Origin of the sequence: Pseudomonas sp. 14A, assembly GCF_018132745.1 — a bacterium.
Classification (GTDB): Bacteria; Pseudomonadota; Gammaproteobacteria; order Pseudomonadales; family Pseudomonadaceae; genus Aquipseudomonas; species Aquipseudomonas mercuritolerans.
Window position 1 is genome coordinate 136,478 of the sequence record NZ_JAGRQJ010000015.1, and the last position, 22,363, is coordinate 158,840.

The window sequence follows — 22,363 nt, forward strand, 5'->3', positions numbered from 1 at the left end:
GGCGAAGTCCTCGCCCGTCGAGCTGCCATTAAGGAGAGCCGTTATGCCCTGGTATGCCTGGTTGATTCTGGTCGTTGCGATCGGCTCGATTGTCGGCGGATTGATGATGTTGCGCGACACCGCCAACAAGGTCGAACTGACCGATGAAGAACGCAAGCGCGTCGCACAGCGCAATGCCGAAGCGGATGCCAAGGATGCACAAGACCGCTGATACCAACCCCGCCGCAATGGCGGGGTTTGTTTTTTCAGCACAATCGGACTTACCCGCAGGCTGTTTAGATTTTAGAAGTACAGTCACCATTTAATCTTCCGTGGTTAAGATGGCAGCATCGTCGCGGAGAGCTCCACATGCGTTACTCGCCAGATCACAAAGCCCAGACCCATCAACGCATCATCAAGGAAGCTTCCGCCCGATTTCGCAAGGACGGTATCGGCGCCACCGGCTTGCAGCCTTTGATGAAAGCCCTGGGCTTGACCCATGGCGGTTTCTACTCGCACTTCAAATCCAAGGAAGAACTGGTCGAAAAAGCCCTGCAAGAGGCCGGCGAGCAAGTCGCGGGCCTGTGCGAAGAAATCTTCGCGCAGGAAAACCCTCTGCAAGTGTTCATCGACACCTACCTGTCAGAGTGGCATCAGACCTCGCCCCACGAAGGCTGCCCACTGCTGACCATTTCCTCCGAGCTGGGCCTGCGCGGCCAGCCAAGCCCTACCAGCGACGAAGTCCTCAATGCTCGCCTCGAACAAATTCAGGGCACGCTCAAAGGCGAGAACATCGGCGATCGCAGCATTGTCATCATGGCGACTCTGGCCGGTGCACTGCTGCTGTCACGCAGCGTCGCGGATGCTGACTTCGCCCAACGCATCCTCGACGTCACCCGCGAACATCTCAAGCAATCGAGCGATTAACCTTCCCAGCGCTTGAACAACACGCTCGCATTGACCCCGCCAAAACCGAAGCCGTTGGACAACGCATATTCGATTGACATGGAGCGCGCCTCGCCATGCACGATGTCTACCCCTTCGCTCGCCGGGTCCGGGTTTTCGAAGTTGAGCGTTGGTGGCACCACCTGATCACGAATCGCCAGCAGCGTGAAAATCGCCTCCAGCCCACCGGCCGCGCCGAGCAAATGACCGGTAGCGGATTTGGTCGAAGTCACGGCGATCTTGTTCTGCGTGCCAAACAACGCCTTGATCGCCGCCAACTCGCCCAGATCACCGACCGGCGTCGACGTCGCATGTGCGTTGAGATGCTGCACCTGCTCCGGCGTTACACCGCCCTGAGCCAGTGCCAATTGCATCGCCCGGCGTGCGCCGCTGCCGTCTTCCGGACCGGCGGTCAGGTGATAGGCGTCGGCGGTGGTGCCGTAACCGACCAGTTCGGCCAGCGGCTTCGCACCGCGTGCAAGCGCATGCTCCAGCGACTCGATGACCAATAGACCGGCGCCCTCGCCCATCACGAAACCATCGCGCCCACTGTCGAAGGGACGCGAAGCTTTTTCAGGGGTGTCGTTATAGCCGCTGGACAGCGCCCGCGCGGCAGCGAAACCGGCCAGGCTGACGCGATCGATCGACGCCTCCGCACCGCCACATACAGCGATGTCCGCCTCTCCCGCCCTGATCAACCGCGCGGCATCGCCGATCGCCTGAACGCCAGCGGCACATGCGGTAACCGGTGCGCCCAACGGCCCTTTGAGACCATGCTGGATCGACACATGACCGGCCGCGAGATTGACCAGAAACGATGGAATGGTGAACGGCGACAACCGCCGAGGGCCACGGCTGTCGGTGGTACGCACCGCATCGGCAATCGCACCGAAACCGCCGACTCCCGAGCCGATGATCGTCGCAGTGCGCTCTTGGCTTTCAGCGTCCGCTGGATGCCAACCGGCCTGCTCCAGCGCCTGCCGCGCCGCTTCCATGGCGAACATGATGAAGCGATCCATCTTCTTCTGTTCCTTGGGCGGCGTCGCACGATCCGGATCAAATCCGGCCTCGGCATCCTCCTCCACCGTCGGCACACTGCCGCCGACCCGGGTCGGCAGATCAGCCACAACCGCATCTGGCAGGTTGCGCAACCCGGAACGACCGGCCAGCAAACGCTGCCAGACGATTTCAACATCACTGCCCAAGGGTGAAACCAGGCCCATGCCCGTGACGACGACTCGACGTTGGTTCATACCGTGGTTACCCCTTATCAATTCAAAATTCGACGTGCATCGGTGTGCTGCGATTCGGCTGCTGAATCAGTCCCGAACGAAATTATTATAGGCATAATCAAAGCACAATATGATACCCGTAATTTTCAGCGTTCAGGCATCCACCCCATCAGCACCCAATAAAAAGGCCGGTCAATGACCGGCCTCTCGGCGTTGAACTGTCAGCTTAGTTCACTTCAAGCTTTTCACGATTGCGATCCAGAATCGCCTTGCCAATCCCCTTCACTTCGAGCAACTCATCCACCGACGCAAACGGCCCGTTTGTATCCCGATACGCAACAATCGCCTGTGCCTTCGCCTCCCCCACACCCGCCAACTCCTTCTGCAACGTCGCCGCATCCGCGCCGTTGAGATCGACCTTGGCGGTCTGCGATGGCGTCGCTGCATCCATGAGTAAAGGCGTCTTGGTGGCCTCCGACGGCGCTACAGGGGCGGCAATCGCAGCGATCGAGGCGCTGGTGAGGAAGGCAAAGATCAGCGAGTAAAAATAACCGGTACGCATAAGTGACGCTCCTTGAGATAAGTCAGAAAGCAGCTTTCCTGAGCTGCTCCCTCAAACCTAGGCGATCGCTGGAGGTTGTCAAAAATGCAAGCGTTGCAAAACGTGTAACAGGTGAATACCCAGGCAGGCGGCATTGCAATATCGGAGTAATCCTTCAGTGGTCGGAACAGTTTCAGTCGCCAGTATCATGGACAATGTCATTCGCAATGCTCCGAACGCTGGTTAAACACTCGAAGTGTTCCTGATGGCTCATATTCGCAGGCTCAAAAACGTATGGATATAGAGCTTGTTTTCTACGAAACTACGCCATCGAAAAAGCCAACCTGGAATGGAAAAATGAGCGCTTCCAAAGATTACTTCGTGCACTCTCACGCCCTGTGTGAAACCTCTGAAATTGGTAAGGGCACCCGAATCTGGGCATTTTCACACGTATTACCGAAAGCAAAAATCGGCGAAGACTGTAACGTCTGTGACCACGTCTTCATCGAAAACGACGTAGTCATCGGAGATCGGGTAACAATCAAATGCGGCGTTCAGATCTGGGACGGCATTTCCATTGCGGATGACGTATTTATTGGCCCTAACGCCACATTCACTAACGATCGCTTCCCTCGCAGCAAAGTTTACCCGGAAAGTTTCGACCGTACTGTGATTTGCAAAGGAGCGTCGTTGGGAGCCAACTGCACCATTCTTCCAGGAATTACCATTGGAGAAAATGCAATGATTGGCGCCGGAGCTGTTGTAACCCGCTCCGTGCCTGCAAACGTCACAGTGGTGGGTAATCCTGCAAGAATTCTGCAACCGAAGAAATAACAGTACTTAGGTATTGCGGAGGAAAATCGGCCTTCTCCCCCTTGGTGGACTCGAGAGGCCGTTTTTCTAGATGTAGTGATTAATGTCGCCCTTCCCGACTTTCAGTTTCCAGAATCTTGTTGAACTGGCAGTTTTTACTGAAGTGCATAAATAGTGAAAAGGCAATGAAGACCGATATAAGAATGACCCCTAATTGATAAGTCGTAAGTGACATCCAAGGCCCCTGCCTGCCGAAATAAAATTGCCATTGATAAGTCTGAAACCCCAATCCCTTGGCAGCAGCGATTGCGAGATTTTGAGTGTCCCTGAAAGGTTTGTTACAGGCAAAAATATCAATGCCGCCAAGAGGTATTTCCGGAACAACATAGCGACGATAAAGCCCCCAAAAAATCCTCGAGGCTGTCCGGGACATAAATGGATCATCCCTTCCGTCCCGAACACCGACGACAATGTCAAAATTTTGGGTAATCAATAAGCTGTTCATGCTACTGATCAGTTCTGGTGGTTCCTGGAGATCCGCAGCCATCACGGCAAATCGTTCTCCGCTAGCAAACTGAAAACCTGTGCGGATCGCCATGAAAGAGCCAAAATTCCGCGACAGCAATATCAATTGAGAGCGAAACTTCCTATTCGGTAGGTCTTGCCTGAGCAGCTCGTAGCAATTATCCGGGCTTCCATCAACCACAAACACCACTTCCAAATCCCCCAGCAATTGATCGTTCATCAAATCAATTGCGCTGAGCAGATCCGGGAGAGAGCCCTCATTACGGTAAACTGGAACGACTAAGGACAGCAAAATGAAGCCACTTTGAATAATTAAAGCCCTGTAAACAGGACTTAGTCTGGCGGCGAGATCTCAAACCAGTGAGAGCTGATGCCAAATATTGGTTGAACGCTACGGACTGAATATCACTCCACAACCCGTTTTTGCGATTCAAGGATCAAGTCGACGTTGCTGGTATATCCAGTCAACGATATCGCCATCCGGTGTATATCCACTGACTGTATCCCGCAACAATTGGCGGACCAGAGCGTAGTCGTCAGCTTCAACGGCAGCTATCAGTTCCGATAATTTTGCTTTGAGTACGTCCCATGGAATGAAGTCTTCGTTAGCACTCATAATCATGGGATGAGGGGTCTCGACGACGTTATCGCCTATCAGCAACTCCTCGTACAATTTTTCCCCCGGTCGCAGCCCGGTAAACTCGATCGCGATGTCTCCATGGGGATTTTTCTCAGAGCGAACGCTGAAACCCGAAAGATGAATCATCTTTTCGGCCAGCTCTACGATTTTTACTGGTTCACCCATATCCAGAACAAACACATCCCCCCCCATACCCATGGAGCCTGCCTGAATAACCAGCTGGGCTGCCTCCGGGATGGTCATGAAATAGCGCGTTATCCTGGGATGGGTGACGGTCAACGGACCGCCAGATTTGATCTGTTTATGAAACAACGGGATAACGGAGCCCGAAGAACCAAGTACATTACCAAACCGTACCATGGTAAAGCGCGTCTTGTTGACGTGAGAGACATTCGCGGCATCACGAAACAATACCGGTGCAAGCTCTCGACTGAGTGCTTGCAAGGTCAGCTCGGCAAGTCGTTTCGTACTGCCCATCACATTAGTTGGACGCACGGCCTTGTCCGTTGATATCAAGACAAAATTCGCTACTCCAGCCTGTAAAGCAGCCTCGGCCGTGTTCAACGTCCCGATAACGTTATTAAGGACGCCTTCTGCAATATTGTGCTCGACTATAGGCACGTGTTTATAGGCCGCGGCGTGATAAACGGTATTCACCTGCCAGGTATTCATGACGTCGAGCAACTTGCTCGGATTACTCACGGAACCGAGGATCGGCAGTAGCCGGACAGACAACGACTTACGCGTGATCTGCTGCTCCAGTTCAGCAAGAATGCTATATAAATTGAATTCGCTGTGTTCAAACAGTATCAATGTCGTTGGGCGCAGCTCGAGTATTTGCCGGCATAATTCCGAACCGATGGAACCACCAGCCCCAGTGACCATTACAGCCTGTTCCTTGATGCAATGTTCGAGAAGATTGTCCTGCGCAGGAACAGCGTCGCGCCCGAGCAAGTCAGCGATATCCACTTCTTGAATATCATCGACTTTCACCCGCCCGCTCGCCAGATCCATAAAGCCTGGGACGCTCCGAACGTGTAGCGGGAAGCCTTCCAGAAATCCGAGGATTTCTCGACGACGCACACGGTTTGCAGATGGTATCGCCAACAGGATTTCCTGCGCCCCGGTTGCATCAATCATGCTCTGAATGTGCTTCGGTTTATAAACCTGCAGGCCGGCGATCACTCGATTCGCGATACTGTTGTCGTCATCGATAAATGCAATCGGGCGCATGACGCGGCCCATCCGCAATGCAGCTACCAACTGATTACCCGCCGCGCCGGCACCGTAAATAGCGACCTTGGGCAGTCCATCATCTCGGTTGGTGAAAGGTACGTGTTGAGCCGCGGTAAACCAGTCGCCGAGAAAATACTGGCGCATGGCAAGTCGCAGTCCGCCGATCATGATCAGGCTCAACCACCAATAATTGAAAATGATCGATCTGGGCACAATGTTCTGATGATTGCTGTACCAGAAAACCACCACGCCGAGTATCAACGAGGAAAGACTGACAGCTTTGACAATGGCGATAAGTGCATCGTTACCGAAATACCGCATGACGGCACGATACATTCCAAAACGGATAAACAAAGGAATGGCGATGGCTGGGGCGGCCAGAAACAGCACCTCGTGCATCTTGAAAGGGTTGATGATCACATCCAGTCCCAATCGGACTACGAAGGACAGCCACAACGCCAGCCAAACCAGGGCTATGTCCGCGGACACCTGTATCAGGCGTTTCTGCCGACGCGGTAGCCCCACCAAAAAACTGCGTAATTTATCCATAAATCCTTTGAGTACCTAACAGAAACAGCTTGTCAGCCAATGTCCTTTTTTCAGGATTCGACGAAGTCTGATGCGCCAAACCGAGATGGAATCAGCGTACTTCCACATCACCGGCACGGAATTTTAGTGCCAGGAGCACCAAAGGTACATACGCCACAAGCAATCCGACCACGCCTTCGAGCTTTCCGTCGACCACAAGAAAGGCGATAGGCAACAACCATGCAATGTTCAGTACACCAGTCGCCAGCGTCACCGGCAAATGCCGTCCGTAATGTCGGGAGGCAAATTGATAGGCATGACTGCGGTGAGCCTCGTATACCTTATCACCGCGAAGCAAGCGACGAATCAGTGTGACGGTCGCATCGACAATGAACACCCCCAACAAAATCAGCCAGGCAAAGAACAGATCAGAGGACGCCCACGCCGCCTGAAGGGCAAAAATCCCCAGAACGATGCCCAGAAAACCGCTACCCGCGTCGCCCATGAAGATTCGTGCCGGAGGAAAATTCCAGCAAAGGAAACCTGCGACCGCACTCGCGAGCAAAAGCGGTGCTGCGATCTCGGCGTTCCCCTGTACCCCGTAGAGAAAAGCCATACCCACACAAACGCTGACAGCCTCGACGCTCGCCAAACCATCGATACCGTCCATGAAGTTATAAAGGTTCAGCATCCACACCAGAAACATTGCTGCAATGAGATAGCCGAACAAGCCAAGTTCGATATTCATCTGCAGAATCGAAAGTGGCGCAAGTCCGCCTATCCAGTACAAGGCCCAAAATCCCGCAAGAAAATGTCCCAGCAAACGCCACCTTGCAGCTATATGTCCGTGGTCATCCAGAAATCCCAGAATTGCCACCAGCGTGCCAGCTCCCAGAAGCGCAACGGTATTGTTCAATGGCATTAGAGCCAGCCAATACATGATCGCAGTGGCCGCAAGGAAACTAAGAACAATGGCAACCCCGCCCCCTCTTGGCGTAGGGACCGTGTGCGAACTACGCGCATTTGGCACGTCGATCAGACTGCGCGCCATCGCGTATTTGCGGAGTATCCACGTCAGCGTGAAGGACGCGATTGCGATAATCGACAAAAACAACCACAACATCAAAAACTCCTTATTGAGCCGTTCCTGGTACGAGCGGCATGCGATATCAAATTATTTGAAATCTCTTGCCGATTTGACGAGCTCATCACGGGGAGAGAAAGGCGGTACCCAGTTCAACACTGTTCGTGCCTTTTCGGAATTGATGATAAAAGAACCGCAAAGCTGGGTCATCAGAGCGCCTTTTCCGAGTAGCCGAGCAGCGGTAGACATGATTGCGACAGGAAAATAGAAAAGTCGGGGTGCCTTGCTCTTGCCTTCGAAAAGCGCCTGAAGAATCTCAGGCAACGAAAAATCCTGACCATCAGACACCACAAACACCTCTCCACCAGCGTCTGGATGTGTTGCGCATACCCTGATGAAATCTGTCAGATTGTTCAGTGAGATCATGCTTCGCTGATTGGAAACGCCTGAAAAAGGCAGCGGTATACCTTTATCGACGAGTTTGAGCAGCTTCCGAAAATTTCCCGGCGCATTGGCAGCGTAAACGAGCGGCGGCCGAACAATGACCAGGTCCATTGGCCCAGATTGATCAATGTATCGAGCCGAAAGCGCAATCTCGGCTTCATATTTGGATAGCGCATAATCCTTGATGGGGTTGGGTGGCGAACTTTCATCGATAGGAACAGCATTGGTTTCCACGCCATTTACGCCGATCGAACTAACGAAAACGAATCGTTTTACCTGGTTTTTCTCAGCTTCCGCAGCCAACCTCAGGGTAAGGTCTCGATTGACCGCCATCATGGCATCCAGATTACTGGCGTCCTTGCCAAACTGATGCGCTCTTCCCGCGAGATGGATGACAACATCAATCCCTGCCAATGCAGTCGAAAGAAACGCCAGATCGTCCAACTCGCCAATCAGACATTCATAATTGGCAGCCGCTGCCGGTTGTCTCCTCATCTGAGCTCGAACAAATAAGCCACTCGATTGAAGATGCTCGCATAAAGCCTGGCCGATAAATCCGCTTGCCCCGGTCACTAGCACTTTCATAATTTGTTCACCGTATTGATGATTTCTTCAAGCCATCCACTCAAACTATAGCGGCGATAGATATGCGCCTCGACAGCTTTATAAGGAGTATTCAGAAACTTTTCTGAAATAACAGGATTATTACGATCAATGATCGAAATATTATCTTCAGAGTAGAAATCGTAAAACTTTACACTGGTGTTGGTGGTCACCAGCTTTTTCCGCGCGCCGAGTGTTTCCAGCGTGCGCATGGTCAACCCTGTTTGTTTAGGATGTTCGATATCGAGTATCGCCCTTGACGCATTGAAGACTCGCTGCACTTCCGCCTTGGATATAGATTCGAATTTGAACTTCTCGATCTTGGCGTTGCTAAAATTCTTATTGGTCAGACGATAAACCCAATAAACCCATTTAGCCTGAAGGAGAAGATACCAATACTTACGAACGGATGAATCGAGTTGCGCATCGACTTTTTCTACAATTGAGAATCTATCTGTGTGAGCCGTACCAATGAAACTGATATCGTAGAGCAGCGGCGTTTCTACTGTAGATTCAAAACCAGCTGAAAAAAACAAAGGGCGAAAATTGACCTTATATTGATCGGCGTCATTTTTGTCAAAGGTGAAGATACTGTCGAAGAACTCAAGATTTTCCAACGTCTGCTTTCTATTGGAAAAAGAATCCCACATATAAAGTATAAATTTTGCCGAAGAGTAACGTTGGCGCCAGGCAGCCAAGGTATCTGTAGAAAGTGTCTGTCCATTTACTACGAACACGTAATCAAAATCGGTATTGTTCGATGCCAGCGCCGATTGATAATAACGGTTCGCGGAACCGATCACCCACTCTCGTCGGACACGGGTGAGCGCTTTCAGAAATGGCGAACTGAAAGGACGGTCCAGCAAAAAAGTTACGCTTGCACCTTGCTTTTCAAGCTCGTTCTTAATATCACTCTCATAACCGAAAAAGGCGGGAGCAACGTATAAGATATTTTTATCTTTAAGCAAATGATTCAAGACTGTATCGCCCGTTGTTTAACAATTTTCGCTGGCATTCCCGCTACAACGACGTCGTCAGGGACATCAATAAGCAATACCGAATTAGCGCCTACAACCACGTTATTACCCACCGCCAATCCCCCCAAAACTTTTGCCCCGGCACCTACTACGACGTTGTTGCCGATCACCGGGCGATGGGCTTCGTCATAGGTGAAATCCAGATCCCTCGCGCCGAGAGTCACTCCTTGATAAATAACTGCGTTTGCACCGATGCTGACAGCGCCAATTACAGTTCCTTGTGTGTGCGGAAAAAACAAACCTGGACCTATCTTGCAAACCACCGCTATTTCTATCCCGAAAAAAGTGTAGTTCAGGAGCGAAAAAAAGCGGGCGAGCACTTTGAGTCCTTTGCGATTCGTCGCATAGGCCAATCTGTAGAGCAGCACAGGAGCAAATCTGGGCGAAAGCATACCAATCATCAGTCTGATTTTGGACTTCCTCGGCGGAGCGTTAAACAGTGCCCGCTGCCGCGCGATATCTGCTTGCAATAAACTGCACAAACTTGCTTCGTACTGCTCCACAGAACTCTCCTTAATTCATCAGCTTGCGAGCACGCAATTCCTGGTTCGCTTTTTCAAGCTGATCCTCAGGCAATGGCTGCTGCAGGACCCACTCGGCGAAGCGCTTCAGGCCTTCCTTCAACGTGACTTTGGGGCGAATGCCCAGTAAGTCATTCAAGCGCTGGACGTCGGCGTAGTTATGCCGGATATCACCGACGCGGAATTGTCCGGTTACTTGCACATTTGGCTCCTTGCCAAATGCACGGGTCAATTCTTCAGCTACTTCCTTGACCGAAGTAGCCACACCACTGCCTACGTTAACGATTGTGTTCGGAGACTTCTCTACCATCAACCCGGCGAGCAGCGCATCCGTAACATCGTCAACGTGTACAAAATCCCTGCTCTCAAGACCGTCTTCAAAAAGAGGGAGAACACTGTCGCGGCGGATTTTCGTTGAAAAAATCGACAGAATACCGGTATATGGATTATTCAGCGACTGGCGTTCACCGTAGACGTTCTGCAGACGGAAGATAGTGTAATCAATACCCATTGATTGACCACCGATACGAACCAGATCCTCTTGTGCATATTTGGTAGCGGCATAAAAAGAGGAAGGCGCGATGAGATCCGTTTCAGTGGTCGGAACCAGCTTTAGTGCCGTGCCAGTCGAAGGGCAGACCGGCTCCCACATTTGCTTGGCCAGCGCTTCTGCTGAACGCGCAGCAGGACACACGCGTTGATTGGTTTGCGGATTGATGTACGCGCCCTCACCATAAACCGAGCGACTGGAAGACAGTATGATTCGCTTGACGTTATGGGATGGCAGCTTTCCCAAAACATCGAACATCAACGCAGTTCCTTGCGAATTCACCTCATTGTAACGGGCGATCTCGTACATTGATTGGCCTGTGCCGGTTTCGGCAGCCAGATGAACAATACCATCGACACCTTCCAGGGCTTTGACCCAATCTTCACGAGAGGTAACGCTACCACGAATGAACTCAACTCCTTCACCGTTCAACCAGTCCAGATCAACCGGAAGGCTACCATGCACCTGCACAGTCAACGGATCGAGGATCCTGACGGAGTGATTGGTACTCAGCAATTTTGGAACGAGATGCGACCCGATGAATCCCGCGCCGCCGGTGATTAGAATCTTTTTCATGATATCCCTCTGAAAATCGTCAATAAGCGGTGTTGCCAAGCTGGCTCGTCAACTAGCTACCAGCTATGTATTTTGTATCGCCGTTTCTTTTCGAGTGCCAAAACGCAAATTGGCAAACACATAAAGCGAATAGCAAATAAAAAATTGAAAGAGTGTTGGCAGCAAGAAGAACATGTCGTAAAAGATAGAAAACACGAGGATCTGAAACGCAACTGAATACGCAAAAATCCCCCATGGCTTGCCCTTCAACGACGCATTGTAAATGCAGCAACAGATGAACTGGATCAGCGCGACGAACAAAAAGCCCCCAAACGCACCGGCATCGGATACAAAACCAGCATAGATTGTAGAGGTGTTCAAATTTCTGTCGACGAAGGTGAACAGATCATTTCTTGCATCCAAGCCGAAGAAACCCTTCACAACGGACGGCAGCATATTGGACATCGAATAAGACACTGACCAGGCTGGGGTTATTGTATCGATGTTATGGAAAAAGTTACTGAGCCCAGCGGTCAGGTACACATAAAACCACAGGAATCCGCTCGGTAGTGCATCGAACACCTCGGCGGATTGACCGGAAATCAAGTAAGCGAATGGATTAGACGTTTGTCGCATATCTCCTAGATAGCCAAAAACGACTACCACGGACAAGGCGAGGAGCATTAACCCGAATATCTTCTTATAGGAAACTCTAGTCAGCAAAAGCGACACACAGACAATCTGTATGAGACCACTCAACAGAATTCCGCGCCCTAACATGAGCACCGGCCATAGCAACAATACTGCGATTACCAAGACAATCTTCTTCGACCTGTTCTTTATAGCCAAATACGTTGCCATCGACAATATTTGCAAATAGCAGGCATTCATCACGCCATGAAGTGAAGGAACGCCAAATTCGGTATACAGTTTGTCTATTCCAGCCAGACGCCAATATAGAGGAACGCCGGCTGAATAATAAATTTCGAAAACAGTACCCAGTGCCCATATGCACAGAAGCAAACGAAAAAACCTGCCGACATTCAATACATAACCAGCTGCCAGGTCAGGACTGACGAACTGCGTTGTTTTCCGCCTGCTCACCAGCACATACAAGAGAACAATACTGACCATATTCATCAATATTACCATCAGGCCCACTGCCGTAGGAGAGACTAGATTCGTCGTCAACCCGAATGAATACAACAGGAGAACCAGCGACCACATAGTTATATAAACGAATGCTGGATTTAGCATGACTTATACATTCCGCTTCAAAGCATTTTTCAATTTCGGCAGAGTTTTGGATACCAAACCAAAAATGAGTGGATTGCGAAGGAGAAAAAAAGCCACCCGGGTGACTGAACGTTTCGTCCCCGAAGAGTATTTCATGAACATTGGGTACAGCGCCTCTACATTGGCGCGGTTTTTTTTGACCACTTGCCGAAATAATTCACCCAAGAGATACCGATAGCCGCCTTTCTCGCAGGCGCGTTGAATTGATTCGTTTCCGCTATATCTTTGGGAAATCAGGTCAACAGTCAGCAACGACTCTTCAAGCAACTCAAAAGTTCTATCGCTCGCACCAAGCCCGTGTTTGCGATATTTGCCATAAACGCCTGGCAACTCTTGAATTTCGCCCTGCAACGCCACTTCAATATAGAAAATCCAATCTGAAACGACTGGAAAGAGCGGGTCAAAGCCATGTTGTGGGCAAGCGGAACGCCGAACCATTACGGAAGATGCCCCGGGGATCCCGCCTTTGGCTATCAAGTCCTCTACATTGTTAATTTTTTCTTTCTCGGTCGTATTGGTACGGAACAACACCTTACCGTCAGCGTGATTGAAAATATCCACTGGATGATATGAAAGAACGACTTGTGGATCCTTGAATTGTTCCACCTGTGCCTTGATTTTGCCGGGAAGAAACAAATCGTCTCCCCCTAACACCGCAATCAAATCCCCAGTGCATGCAAAGAATGCAGCATTCGAATTCCCTGTAATACCCAGATTTTTTTCATTCAGAACGGGCACTACCGCATCAGGATACTTCCGTTGAAAATCTAAAATAACCTCTTGCGTTCCATCTGTCGATGCATCATCCGCAACAACAATCTCAAGGTTTTCGTAGTCTTGTGAAAGAACGCTCTCGATCGTTTCCGCAATCAAATGCCTTTGATTATAAGTAATGATCATTACAGAAACTTTCGGATTATAGATATTCAACGTAAGCGCCTCAGCAAAGTAAATCCATTGTCTAACAAGCGTTAGCCAGCCAATATCTCTGGCTGCATCCTTCTCAGCGCTCTATAAACAAACAACGTCATCAACAGCCAATAAATGGCGTAATTTACGGCATGAGCAAGAGAAACACCCTCTAAGCCAATCTGACTCGTAAACACCACCGTAAACATGTAAAAACAAGCAGCCGAAATTATTTCGGAAAGGATGAAAAGCTTAAACATCGCTTTACCAAGCATGACGTACGCCAATATCCAACTACCAATCTTCAATGTATCCCCAACGATTTGCCAAGCAAACAAACTCCGCATCGGCAAAAAATCACTGGTGAACAAGATATGAATAATAAAATCCCGCAACAAATAAATGATCAGCCCGCAGACCGCAGCGCACGGCAAAATAAACCGATATCCTTGCAGTATCTCGGCCTTGATGTCATCGTGATGATTCAATTCTGACAGTCTGGGCAGATAATAGACACTTAGCGTAGTAGTTACCAACATCAGATATGCCGCACTTAAGCGCCACATGGCTTCCCAGTAGCCGGCAGATTCCCATCCGAACGAAGAGCCCAGATAGTTACGGACAAATATATGGCTGACCGGCACGCAAACAGCTGACGTCAGTGCCATCGCAGTATATTTCAGGAAATTCTTAGCGACTAACTTGTCTACCCGTCCAAAAAGATAGCTGAAGCGAAACCAGTCGGCATTTGAGCATATATAAAGGGTGACAAAAAAACTGATGGACTGGTAGATCGCCAAAGCGATCAATGCACCATAAAGCCCGGAAAACATAGCCAGTGCAGTCGTAACCACTAACGCAAAAATACTCCCGGTGATGTTCGCCGCAACATAACGGAGTAACTCTTTTTTGCCATTCAATATGGCTAGCAGCAATGTGTTCAAAGTAAAAAACACAAGCGTGCCGGCAAACCACCTGAAAACGCCGCCGAACTGATCATTATTGAGAATCCAGGCGGCAAGTTCTTTACTGTACAGAAGAATAATGACGCTGCATATCAACGAGCCGCAAATGGCTATTGTGCCAGCACTCCTCCACACCGACTGCTGTTTCTTCTCGTCATAATGATACTCGGCGGTATACTTTGTCACACCCGTATTGATCGCGCCGCTGGCAAATGTTGTTATCATTTGGATGGCGTTCTGGAACTGACCAAGCGCGGCGTAACCTACAGGGCCGACATAAATTGCCAAGACCTTGTTTATACCCAAAAGAGTAAGCATTTTAACGAGAACGGCAATCCCGTTGAGCAGGCTTGTTTTTATGAGCGTCATTATTTCAACCAATACCGTTGAAACTGTTACATGCGCTGATGACTGCTTCCGCGTCCGTAATGGACATCGTCGGACCTATAGGCAAGCTCAACACTTGAGAATGGATTTCCTCGGTAACAGGGAAAGACAACTCGTTCCACTCCTTGTACGACTCTTGTTTATGAGGTGGAATTGGATAGTGAATCAGTGTTTGGATCCCAGCCTGAGCCAAATGATTCTGAAGTGCATCGCGGTTATCCGAACGCACAACGAAAAGGTGCCAGACGTGGCTTTCAAGGCTAAGCGCAGAAACGTCTTTGTCGAGCGGCAGACGAATGGATTCATTATCAATTCGGCGCATGTATAGCTCTGCGATTTCCCTGCGACGCTGGATATCCTCTTCTAGATATTTCAGTTTGACGCTTAACATTGCAGCCTGGATTTCATCAAGGCGGCTGTTTACGCCCTGATAAATATTCTTGTATTTTTCATGAGAACCGTAGTTTCGCAACGCTTTTACCACGGTTGCCAGTTCTTCATCGTTTGTTGTTATCGCGCCGGCATCTCCTAAAGCGCCAAGATTTTTGCCTGGGTAAAAGCTGAAACCAGACGCATCCCCCCAGCTCCCTGCTTTTTTACCCTGGATACTCGCGCCATGAGCCTGCGCCGAGTCTTCTAATACCAATAAGCCATGATCTTTGGCAATATTCATGATTGCTGGCATATCAGCCAACTGCCCGTACAAGTGGACCGGGAATATCACCTTGGTTCTGACACTGATCGCTGACTTTATTTGTACTGGGGAAATATTCATCGACGCATCAGGCTCGACCAGTACCGGTGTCAGTCCATTTTCAGTGATAGCCAGAACACTTGCTATATAAGTATTGGCCGGGACAATGACTTCATCACCGTCCTTCAGCTTGCCGAGGATTTTCCAAGCTCTCAGGATTAGATTGAGAGCATCCAGTCCATTCGCCACACCAAGACAAAACTTCACATCGCATACGCGAGCGAATTCAGTCTCAAACGCTTCGAGCTCTTTACCTTGAATATACCAACCTGAGTCGATAACCCGGGCGCATGCGGATTTTAGCTCGTCAGCATAGACAGCGTTTACATCCTTCAAACTTAGAAACTCGATCATCAGTACACCTGTTATTCCGTGTTATCCAAACCCTGTTAAATCCGTCGCCCGGCGACAGATCAGCTGTCGCTTCAGGATGTAGCGTTGGCAGTCACGACGTTGATGAAATCGTCATAATTGCGAATATAATCAGCCTCATCGTATTCTTGGCTGGCGAACACCACCAATACACAGTCTTCGCTGAAGTCATGCATCTCGCGCCAAATGAGATTATTAATCAGCACGCCTTTATTTGGCGAGTCCAGCCAAACTTCTTTTCTGGACGTCCCGTCATCCATCACCATACGACACTTGCCAGACACGCATACTGCAAGCTGACGCAACTGTTTATGGGCATGAAAACCGCGACTGACTTCGACCTGTGTGCCAAAAATATAATAAACTCGCTTTATCTCGAAAGGCACTTGCGGCCCCTTTTCAACCGAGACCAGGCTGCCGCGAGCGTCACCTATCACTTGCAGTTCGACAGACTCTGTAGTGCCAGGTATGTACAACAAAGGCAGGTCGGCCTCACCGAGCGCTTTGGCCTGCTGGTCTTTTTCACTGATAACCCGCTCGTACCCAAGAGGCCATTCGATACCAATCTCGGGATCATCCCATTTGATGCTGCGCTCGAGTTCCTTGCAATACAGATCAGTTGTCTTATACAAGAAATGGGTATCGTCCTCCAAAGCCATGAAGCCGTGCGCAAAGCCTTCAGGAATCCACAACATCCGATTATTTGCTGCGCTCAGCTCAACGCCCACCCATTTTCCGAATGTTGGTGAGCCTTTTCGTATATCCACGGCAACATCGAAAGCCGAACCGGCGACAACTCTTACCAGCTTCCCCTGGGCGCTCGGCGAGAGCTGATAATGCAAGCCCCTCAAGACGCCTTTTTGAGAGCAGGAGTGATTGTCCTGGACAAAACTACGCGGCTTCGGTAGACCGAGCTCGGCAAGCGCTCCATGAAAACGCGGTTCATTGAAGGTTTCAGCAAACCAGCCGCGATCGTCCCTAAAAACCGTTGGTTCGACGATAACTACTTCCTGTAAATCGGTTTTTAGCAACTTCATTCGGCCATACCTGCAAAACGACGAAGACATTCCGTCGGTGTTGATTTCAAAAAGCAGACAGGAGGCGTCAGAAACTGCCTCCTTTCCTCAATAGACCAATAACAAAATCATCGTAGATTCAGTACAGGCAAAATTCCTATCGCGACTCTTCAAGACGATAAAGCATAAAAGCAGTCAACAGGCCCAGCATGGCACCGAGCACCAGCGCCAGACCGATAACCAGTGAGGCTTTCGGCTTGATTGCATTTTCTGGCGCATCAACCAAACCGTCATAGCGATACATACCAATTTCGCGATCAGCTGTGGCCAGTTTGTCAAAGAAGTTCTTCTTTGCCTGGAGCTCACGCAACTCTTTAATGAACGCGTCATTGGACGATCTGAGTTCCAGGTTCTTTATTTCCGCTTTCAGTGCTTCTGCGCCTCTCAGAAAGCTCATATCGCCTTCCATATTTCCAGCCAGTGCCGAAGATGAATTGCCAAAAACCATCGTAGGTTTCTGGACCCCTGAAGACTCAGCAACACTTAAAGCCGCACGCAGTTTGACCAGTGCATCCTCTCGCTCGGTTTGCCCGGTCTCTCGTTTGGTATCAATTTCTTGCGCAACATTCTTCGCATGCACCCTGGCTTCATACGAAACGTTTTTCATGATTTCTTCAGTTGCGCGTGTTTCGGCGCGTTTCACATATTTCTTGATCCAGTCGACGGCCTTGTCGCCACTATTTGTTTGCACTGTGACGGAATAGCGACCCGCTTCATCTGAAGTAATCGGATTGATTTGCACCCTTCTGACGAACTCGGCATATAACGCATCTCGTGAACGCGCCTGTTGATCCTGGCTCAGCGAAGGCAAGTATTCGTTTGCGAAAAACTCCTGACGCAACGCCTCGGATCGAAGGTTGCGCAAAAAAATACGGTAAACATCATCGATCGAATAAGGGCTGAGCTCGAACTCTTTGGTCCGGCCGGTATTGAGGTCTGCAATGTCACTTTGCGTAGGTGGAACCAGATATCCCCTGGCTTCGTAAACACGTTCACTTAATACCACGTAAAGCAAACCCAAAATCCCGGCGATGGCTGTTATACCTATGATCACCCATGCACGGCGGAGCAAGGCACGTGCAATCAAAATAACATCAAACTCGTCGGAGCTTCGAGGATTCACAGCAGAGTTTTGCATGGTCTTTGAACCTTGTTTTGATCTGAGTCGTTCGATCAATATCGAAGCTTGTGAATATTGGCCGATACGTTAGCGCATCAGCTCCTGGAATTTTCTGAACCGGGGCCCTGTAAATCCTATGAATGACGTGGTTTGGTTCCACGTCAGGAACAGGACTTATCCGTCACCTGAGCAAGTTGGACAGGTACTGGCCATAGCCGGTTTTTTTCAAGCGTTCAGCCTGTTCTGCCAATTGAGCTCGGTCGATCCAGCCATTATTGAATGCGATTTCTTCCAGGCAAGCGACTTTCAGTCCCTGGCGCTGTTCGATGGTATGAACGAAGTGGCTAGCTTCCAAAAGCGAATCATGCGTACCGGTATCGAGCCAAGCGAAACCACGACCCAACATTTCAACATTCAACGATTTTTGTTCCAGATAAGCACGGTTGACATCGGTAATTTCCAATTCCCCACGCTCAGACGGCTTGATGTTTTTCGCAATTTCAACAACGTCGTTGTCGTAGAAATAAAGGCCCGTCACAGCATAATTGGACTTAGGGGCGGTCGGTTTTTCTTCGATGCTCAGTGCGCGACCGGATGCATCAAATTCAACAACTCCGAAACGCTCTGGATCCGATACGTGATAACCAAAAACAGTGGCACCCGTTGCTTGGCTACTGGCAGACCGCAAGTTGTCCGAGAAGTGCTGACCGTAGAAAATATTGTCTCCCAGGATCAGGCAGCACGGATCTTTGCCGATGAACTCTTCACCGATGATAAACGCTTGGGCCAGACCATCAGGGGAAGGTTGCTCGGCGTACGTCAATTCAATACCGTAAACACTACCGTCGCCCAAGAGTTTGCGGAAGCAAGGCAAATCTTCCGGCGTGGAGATAATCAGGATTTCTCGCATCCCCGCCAGCATCAACACTGACAACGGATAGAAAATCATCGGTTTATCGTAAATAGGCAGCATTTGCTTGGACACGCCAAGAGTAAGCGGGTGCAGGCGAGTGCCTGAACCACCTGCGAGGATGATGCCTTTACGATTTATCATGGTCATTTATTCAGAACTTCCCTAAGCATTCGGGTTACACCACTCTGCCAATCCGGCAGGTGTAGAGAAAAATTTTTGCGCAGTTTCTGCGTATCCAACCGCGAATTCAGAGGTCGCCGAGCTGGTGTCGGATAGGCAGTTGTTTCGATTGGGTTGACCATCGTCACCGCCAATTCCTCGCCCTGCGCCTTTGCGAAGTCAAGTACATGACTGGCATATCCATGCCACGACACTTCGCCAGCAGCGGCCAAGTGATAGAGGCCAGCCAATTCCGGACGCTCGAGCACTTGCTGAAGAGCCAGCGTCGTAACGTCGGCGATCAGATCCGCCCCGGTCGGTGCTCCAATCTGATCCGCAATCACGCTCAAGGTTTCGCGTTCTTTGGCCAAGCGCAGCATGGTTTTGGCGAAGTTGTTACCGCGAGCACCATAAACCCAGCTGGTGCGGAAGATCAGATGTTTGCAACCCGCTACGATGATCGCCTGCTCGCCAGCGAGCTTGCTGGCCCCGTAGTGATTCACCGGCGCAACAGCATCCGTCTCCTGCCAGGGCGTTACACCTTGGCCACTGAAGACGTAATCAGTTGAATAGTGAACGAGCCACGCGCCCAACGCTGCGGCCTCTTGGGCCATAACGCCACTCGCGAGTCCGTTGACCAGATCTGCCAACTCGGTTTCCGACTCAGCTTTGTCAACCGCCGTATAGGCGGCGGCATTCACGATAACGTCGGGCTTTACCTGACGAATCGTCGCGCGCAGGGATTCAAGATTCGCCAGATCGCCGCTAAAGCCATCGACGAGGTGACGATCAAGAGCAATCAGCTCGCCAAGCGGCGCCAGTGAGCGCTGCAGCTCCCAACCCACCTGACCGTTCTTGCCCAGCAGAAGAATTCTCATGCTTTGTTCGAACGATCGGCGTAGTTCTGATCAATCCACTGCTGGTAGCTGCCGCTCTTCACGTGCTCTACCCACTCAGTATTATTCAGATACCACTCAACCGTTTTGCGGATACCGGTTTCGAACGTCTCTTCCGGGGTCCAACCCAGCTCACGCTGAATCTTGCTCGCATCGATTGCATAACGCACATCGTGACCTGGACGATCCTGCACATACGTGATCAGGCTAGCGTGTGGGCGGTGAGCGGAATCCGGACGCAGCTCGTCGAGCAGCGCACACAGGGTGTGCACCACTTCAATGTTTTGCTTTTCGTTATGGCCGCCGATGTTGTAGGTCTCACCGATTACGCCCTCGGTGACGACTTTGTACAACGCGCGAGCGTGATCTTCGACGTACAGCCAGTCACGAACCTGGTTGCCTTTGCCGTACACTGGCAGTGGCTTGCCTTCCAGTGCATTGAGAATGATCAGCGGGATCAGCTTCTCAGGGAAGTGGCATGGGCCGTAGTTGTTCGAGCAGTTGGTGACCAGTGTCGGCAGGCCATAAGTGCGCGCCCAAGCCCGGACCAAGTGGTCGGAGCTGGCCTTGCTGGCGGAGTATGGCGAGCTTGGCTGGTAAGGTGTGGTTTCGGTGAAGAGGTCTTCCGGACCTTCGAGGTCTCCGTAAACTTCGTCAGTCGAAATATGGTGGAAGCGGAAGCTGGCTTTGCGGGTGTCGTCCAGAGCAGCCCAGTAGTGGCGCGCCGCTTCGAGCAGCGTGTAGGTGCCAATAATGTTGGTCTGGATGAACTCGGACGGGCCGGAGATCGATCGGTCGACGTGGGATTCTGCGGCCAGGTGCATGATCGCATCAGGTTGGTGTTCACGCAGGACGCGGTCGATCTGGTCACGATCGCAGATATCGACGCGTTCGAAGGCGTAACGCGAATCCTGGCTGACTTCTGCCAGGGACTCCAGGTTACCGGCGTAAGTCAGCTTGTCGACGTTGACCACCGCATCGGAAGTGTTGGAGATGATGTGACGAATAACTGCCGAGCCAATGAAGCCGGCGCCGCCGGTAACTAGAATTTTCACGCGAAACGATACCCTTGAGCTGCGGACAGCGCTGCCAGCGAGCGCGGTCTAATCCATGAGTGCAGAGGCCACTTTCAGTTGGCATCCGTCAGAGTCAGTCTGAATCGACATGCATTGAGGCACGATCGAACAAGGGACGCATTTTACAGCTTAATGATGGTTTTACTAATGGATAAAGACAGGCTGAGGCGCAATTTCGACAGATGCCGTGCGCCTGCCGCTTTCAGACCAGTCGCTTGCGTGAGACTCTGGACGCACGCCCCAGAAACCAGCCCAATACCGGGCCGATCAGCATACCGACCAGCAAAGCCAAAACTGCAACAACCGACACCGGCAACTGCGGACCGGAGAATCCAAAAAACAAAAGCGATACTGACTGTTGATTTTCGAGCACAAACGCCAGAACAACCAGAACCATCAGCAGAATAAAAACACCTAACAGTATGCGTTTCAAATTACGCATTCACGCGCCCTCGAATTTGAATAGCGAAGATCAAGCGCCCTCCTCCTCTTCCTCATTCACGCGGTCACGCAATTCCTTGCCCGGTTTGAAATGCGGAACGAATTTACCGTCCAGACTTACCGACTGGCCGGTCTTTGGATTGCGACCAACGCGCGGTGCGCGGTAGTGCAGGGAGAAGCTGCCGAATCCACGGATCTCGATACGATCACCTGTGGCGAGGCACTGAGACATTTGTTCAAGCATGGTCTTGATGGCCAGCTCCACATCCTTGGATGAGAGTAGCCCTTGATGGGTGACAATTCGTTCGATCAACTCCGACTTCGTCATATTTTTCCCTTCTTTTTCAAGCAGCTAGATCAGCGCTTGAAAGGTTTTAGCATGCCCGGAAGAATTTGAACAGCCCAGGGATTGACATATCTTTCCCGGGGTCAAAACGCCCATTTTCAGGGCACTCCAGTGGCGAGTCGGATCGCCGCTGCCCTAACGACACATCACCAGCATGGTCCGGGTCACGAAACCCGCCGGATTAAAGCCAAACGGGTATTCGTCTTCATCTTTGGCATCATCAGAACGGGTGATGACCTTATAGCCCTTGCCTTTGCACTCCTTCGCTGCACGCTTCTGGCATTTCTCCCAACCGGAACCCAACCCGGAGCAATCGACCTCGATACCACTGACGCCGCGCACCGCATGGGTTTTCGCACTGGTGGTGCACCCTGCCAGCGCCAAGACCACTGCAACAACAAATAACTTGTTCATCCACTT

At 50.8% G+C, this 22,363-nt stretch carries 23 protein-coding genes and 2 pseudogenes; 3 read left to right on the top strand and 22 right to left on the bottom strand.

Going from position 1 to position 22,363, the window contains the following annotated elements:
• The first annotated feature begins 43 nt into the window (after positions 1–43).
• Together PS14A_RS17465 and PS14A_RS17470 are read left to right on the top strand one after the other, a co-directional pair.
• A complete protein-coding gene (locus tag PS14A_RS17465; RefSeq protein ID WP_016770901.1) occupies positions 44–211 on the top strand; it encodes a DUF2897 family protein in 168 nt (55 codons plus the stop codon).
• A gap of 137 nt (positions 212–348) precedes the next feature.
• Entirely contained in the window at positions 349–906 is a 558-nt protein-coding gene (locus PS14A_RS17470) for a TetR/AcrR family transcriptional regulator (protein ID WP_122603621.1), read from the top strand.
• Here PS14A_RS17470 and fabF read toward each other — a convergent pair.
• Together fabF and PS14A_RS17480 are read right to left on the bottom strand one after the other, a co-directional pair.
• Complete coding sequence (gene fabF / locus PS14A_RS17475) at positions 903–2,177, bottom strand: beta-ketoacyl-ACP synthase II (RefSeq protein WP_212616845.1); 1,275 nt, start codon at positions 2,175–2,177, stop codon at positions 903–905. The genes PS14A_RS17470 and fabF overlap by 4 nt on opposite strands.
• 205 nt (positions 2,178–2,382) lie before the next feature.
• Positions 2,383–2,718, bottom strand: coding sequence for a helix-hairpin-helix domain-containing protein (locus PS14A_RS17480; protein ID WP_137213829.1), 336 nt, complete (start codon positions 2,716–2,718; stop codon positions 2,383–2,385).
• A gap of 336 nt (positions 2,719–3,054) precedes the next feature.
• Between PS14A_RS17480 and PS14A_RS17485 the strand changes: the two genes are divergently transcribed.
• Entirely contained in the window at positions 3,055–3,531 is a 477-nt protein-coding gene (locus PS14A_RS17485) for an acyltransferase (protein WP_130909438.1), read from the top strand.
• Positions 3,532–3,829: 298 nt separating this feature from the next.
• Here the strand turns inward: PS14A_RS17485 and PS14A_RS17490 are convergent.
• From PS14A_RS17490 to PS14A_RS17580, 20 genes and pseudogenes are all read right to left on the bottom strand, one after another.
• Positions 3,830–4,327: pseudogene (locus PS14A_RS17490) on the bottom strand (glycosyltransferase); the annotation flags it as partial.
• Positions 4,328–4,465: 138 nt separating this feature from the next.
• On the bottom strand, positions 4,466–6,460 hold the full coding sequence (locus PS14A_RS17495) for a nucleoside-diphosphate sugar epimerase/dehydratase (protein WP_130909439.1): 1,995 nt from the start codon (positions 6,458–6,460) through the stop codon (positions 4,466–4,468).
• A 91-nt stretch (positions 6,461–6,551) separates the two neighbouring features.
• The gene (locus PS14A_RS17500; RefSeq protein WP_212616847.1) at positions 6,552–7,565 is read right to left on the bottom strand and encodes a glycosyltransferase family 4 protein; all 1,014 of its coding nucleotides are present in this window, start codon (positions 7,563–7,565) and stop codon (positions 6,552–6,554) included.
• Positions 7,566–7,613: 48 nt separating this feature from the next.
• Positions 7,614–8,552, bottom strand: a complete 939-nt coding sequence (locus PS14A_RS17505) for an NAD-dependent epimerase/dehydratase family protein (RefSeq protein ID WP_212616848.1) — start codon at positions 8,550–8,552, stop codon at positions 7,614–7,616.
• Positions 8,549–9,547 (bottom strand): hypothetical protein, encoded by a 999-nt coding sequence (locus PS14A_RS17510; RefSeq protein ID WP_212616849.1) that lies wholly within the window; start codon positions 9,545–9,547, stop codon positions 8,549–8,551. Before PS14A_RS17510 ends, PS14A_RS17505 begins: the two co-directional genes overlap by 4 nt.
• On the bottom strand, positions 9,544–10,110 hold the full coding sequence (locus PS14A_RS17515) for a serine O-acetyltransferase (RefSeq protein WP_212616850.1): 567 nt from the start codon (positions 10,108–10,110) through the stop codon (positions 9,544–9,546). Before PS14A_RS17515 ends, PS14A_RS17510 begins: the two co-directional genes overlap by 4 nt.
• A gap of 10 nt (positions 10,111–10,120) precedes the next feature.
• On the bottom strand, positions 10,121–11,254 hold the full coding sequence (locus PS14A_RS17520) for an NAD-dependent epimerase/dehydratase family protein (protein ID WP_212616851.1): 1,134 nt from the start codon (positions 11,252–11,254) through the stop codon (positions 10,121–10,123).
• A gap of 63 nt (positions 11,255–11,317) precedes the next feature.
• Positions 11,318–12,490, bottom strand: a complete 1,173-nt coding sequence (locus PS14A_RS17525) for an O-antigen polymerase (RefSeq protein WP_212616852.1) — start codon at positions 12,488–12,490, stop codon at positions 11,318–11,320.
• A 3-nt stretch (positions 12,491–12,493) separates the two neighbouring features.
• Positions 12,494–13,459 carry a glycosyltransferase gene (locus tag PS14A_RS17530; RefSeq protein WP_212616853.1) on the bottom strand — a complete coding sequence of 322 codons (966 nt, stop codon included), beginning with the start codon at positions 13,457–13,459 and terminating at the stop codon, positions 12,494–12,496.
• A 41-nt stretch (positions 13,460–13,500) separates the two neighbouring features.
• On the bottom strand, positions 13,501–14,772 hold the full coding sequence (locus PS14A_RS17535; RefSeq protein WP_130909447.1) for an O-antigen translocase: 1,272 nt from the start codon (positions 14,770–14,772) through the stop codon (positions 13,501–13,503).
• A 4-nt stretch (positions 14,773–14,776) separates the two neighbouring features.
• The gene (locus PS14A_RS17540) at positions 14,777–15,898 is read right to left on the bottom strand and encodes a DegT/DnrJ/EryC1/StrS family aminotransferase (protein ID WP_212616854.1); all 1,122 of its coding nucleotides are present in this window, start codon (positions 15,896–15,898) and stop codon (positions 14,777–14,779) included.
• A 71-nt stretch (positions 15,899–15,969) separates the two neighbouring features.
• Positions 15,970–16,395 carry an FdtA/QdtA family cupin domain-containing protein gene (locus PS14A_RS26645; protein WP_249121351.1) on the bottom strand — a complete coding sequence of 142 codons (426 nt, stop codon included), beginning with the start codon at positions 16,393–16,395 and terminating at the stop codon, positions 15,970–15,972.
• Positions 16,396–16,953, bottom strand: a pseudogene (gene rfbC, locus PS14A_RS26650) (dTDP-4-dehydrorhamnose 3,5-epimerase); the annotation flags it as partial. It abuts the gene before it with no gap.
• A 136-nt stretch (positions 16,954–17,089) separates the two neighbouring features.
• The gene (locus PS14A_RS17550; RefSeq protein WP_212616855.1) at positions 17,090–18,130 is read right to left on the bottom strand and encodes a Wzz/FepE/Etk N-terminal domain-containing protein; all 1,041 of its coding nucleotides are present in this window, start codon (positions 18,128–18,130) and stop codon (positions 17,090–17,092) included.
• 163 nt (positions 18,131–18,293) lie between these two features.
• The gene (gene rfbA / locus PS14A_RS17555) at positions 18,294–19,172 is read right to left on the bottom strand and encodes a glucose-1-phosphate thymidylyltransferase RfbA (protein ID WP_130909451.1); all 879 of its coding nucleotides are present in this window, start codon (positions 19,170–19,172) and stop codon (positions 18,294–18,296) included.
• Complete coding sequence (gene rfbD, locus PS14A_RS17560) at positions 19,169–20,062, bottom strand: dTDP-4-dehydrorhamnose reductase (RefSeq protein ID WP_212616856.1); 894 nt, start codon at positions 20,060–20,062, stop codon at positions 19,169–19,171. Before rfbD ends, rfbA begins: the two co-directional genes overlap by 4 nt.
• Positions 20,059–21,135: a dTDP-glucose 4,6-dehydratase gene (rfbB, locus tag PS14A_RS17565; RefSeq protein ID WP_212616857.1), complete on the bottom strand. Its 1,077-nt coding sequence runs from the start codon at positions 21,133–21,135 to the stop codon at positions 20,059–20,061. The genes rfbD and rfbB overlap by 4 nt, the downstream gene beginning before the upstream one ends.
• A gap of 223 nt (positions 21,136–21,358) precedes the next feature.
• Positions 21,359–21,598: a lipopolysaccharide assembly protein LapA domain-containing protein gene (locus PS14A_RS17570; protein ID WP_212616858.1), complete on the bottom strand. Its 240-nt coding sequence runs from the start codon at positions 21,596–21,598 to the stop codon at positions 21,359–21,361.
• A gap of 30 nt (positions 21,599–21,628) precedes the next feature.
• Positions 21,629–21,925 (bottom strand): integration host factor subunit beta, encoded by a 297-nt coding sequence (gene ihfB, locus PS14A_RS17575; protein WP_007950920.1) that lies wholly within the window; start codon positions 21,923–21,925, stop codon positions 21,629–21,631.
• A gap of 153 nt (positions 21,926–22,078) precedes the next feature.
• Entirely contained in the window at positions 22,079–22,357 is a 279-nt protein-coding gene (locus PS14A_RS17580) for a hypothetical protein (RefSeq protein WP_073472356.1), read from the bottom strand.
• Between the last annotated feature and the right edge of the window lie 6 nt (positions 22,358–22,363).

Coding starts and splice junctions, on each gene's coding strand:
- PS14A_RS17520 (WP_212616851.1), bottom strand. CDS start 11,254: ATGAAAAAGATTCTAATCACCGGCGGCGCGGGATTCATCGGGTCGCAT.
- PS14A_RS17525 (WP_212616852.1), bottom strand. CDS start 12,490: ATGCTAAATCCAGCATTCGTTTATATAACTATGTGGTCGCTGGTTCTC.
- rfbA (WP_130909451.1), bottom strand. CDS start 19,172: ATGACCATGATAAATCGTAAAGGCATCATCCTCGCAGGTGGTTCAGGC.
- PS14A_RS17465 (WP_016770901.1), top strand. CDS start 44: ATGCCCTGGTATGCCTGGTTGATTCTGGTCGTTGCGATCGGCTCGATT.
- PS14A_RS17580 (WP_073472356.1), bottom strand. CDS start 22,357: ATGAACAAGTTATTTGTTGTTGCAGTGGTCTTGGCGCTGGCAGGGTGC.
- PS14A_RS17480 (WP_137213829.1), bottom strand. CDS start 2,718: ATGCGTACCGGTTATTTTTACTCGCTGATCTTTGCCTTCCTCACCAGC.
- PS14A_RS17505 (WP_212616848.1), bottom strand. CDS start 8,552: ATGAAAGTGCTAGTGACCGGGGCAAGCGGATTTATCGGCCAGGCTTTA.
- PS14A_RS17470 (WP_122603621.1), top strand. CDS start 349: ATGCGTTACTCGCCAGATCACAAAGCCCAGACCCATCAACGCATCATC.
- ihfB (WP_007950920.1), bottom strand. CDS start 21,925: ATGACGAAGTCGGAGTTGATCGAACGAATTGTCACCCATCAAGGGCTA.
- PS14A_RS17540 (WP_212616854.1), bottom strand. CDS start 15,898: ATGATCGAGTTTCTAAGTTTGAAGGATGTAAACGCTGTCTATGCTGAC.
- PS14A_RS17495 (WP_130909439.1), bottom strand. CDS start 6,460: ATGGATAAATTACGCAGTTTTTTGGTGGGGCTACCGCGTCGGCAGAAA.
- fabF (WP_212616845.1), bottom strand. CDS start 2,177: ATGAACCAACGTCGAGTCGTCGTCACGGGCATGGGCCTGGTTTCACCC.
- PS14A_RS17550 (WP_212616855.1), bottom strand. CDS start 18,130: ATGCAAAACTCTGCTGTGAATCCTCGAAGCTCCGACGAGTTTGATGTT.
- PS14A_RS17535 (WP_130909447.1), bottom strand. CDS start 14,772: ATGACGCTCATAAAAACAAGCCTGCTCAACGGGATTGCCGTTCTCGTT.
- PS14A_RS17570 (WP_212616858.1), bottom strand. CDS start 21,598: ATGCGTAATTTGAAACGCATACTGTTAGGTGTTTTTATTCTGCTGATG.
- PS14A_RS17485 (WP_130909438.1), top strand. CDS start 3,055: ATGAGCGCTTCCAAAGATTACTTCGTGCACTCTCACGCCCTGTGTGAA.
- rfbD (WP_212616856.1), bottom strand. CDS start 20,062: ATGAGAATTCTTCTGCTGGGCAAGAACGGTCAGGTGGGTTGGGAGCTG.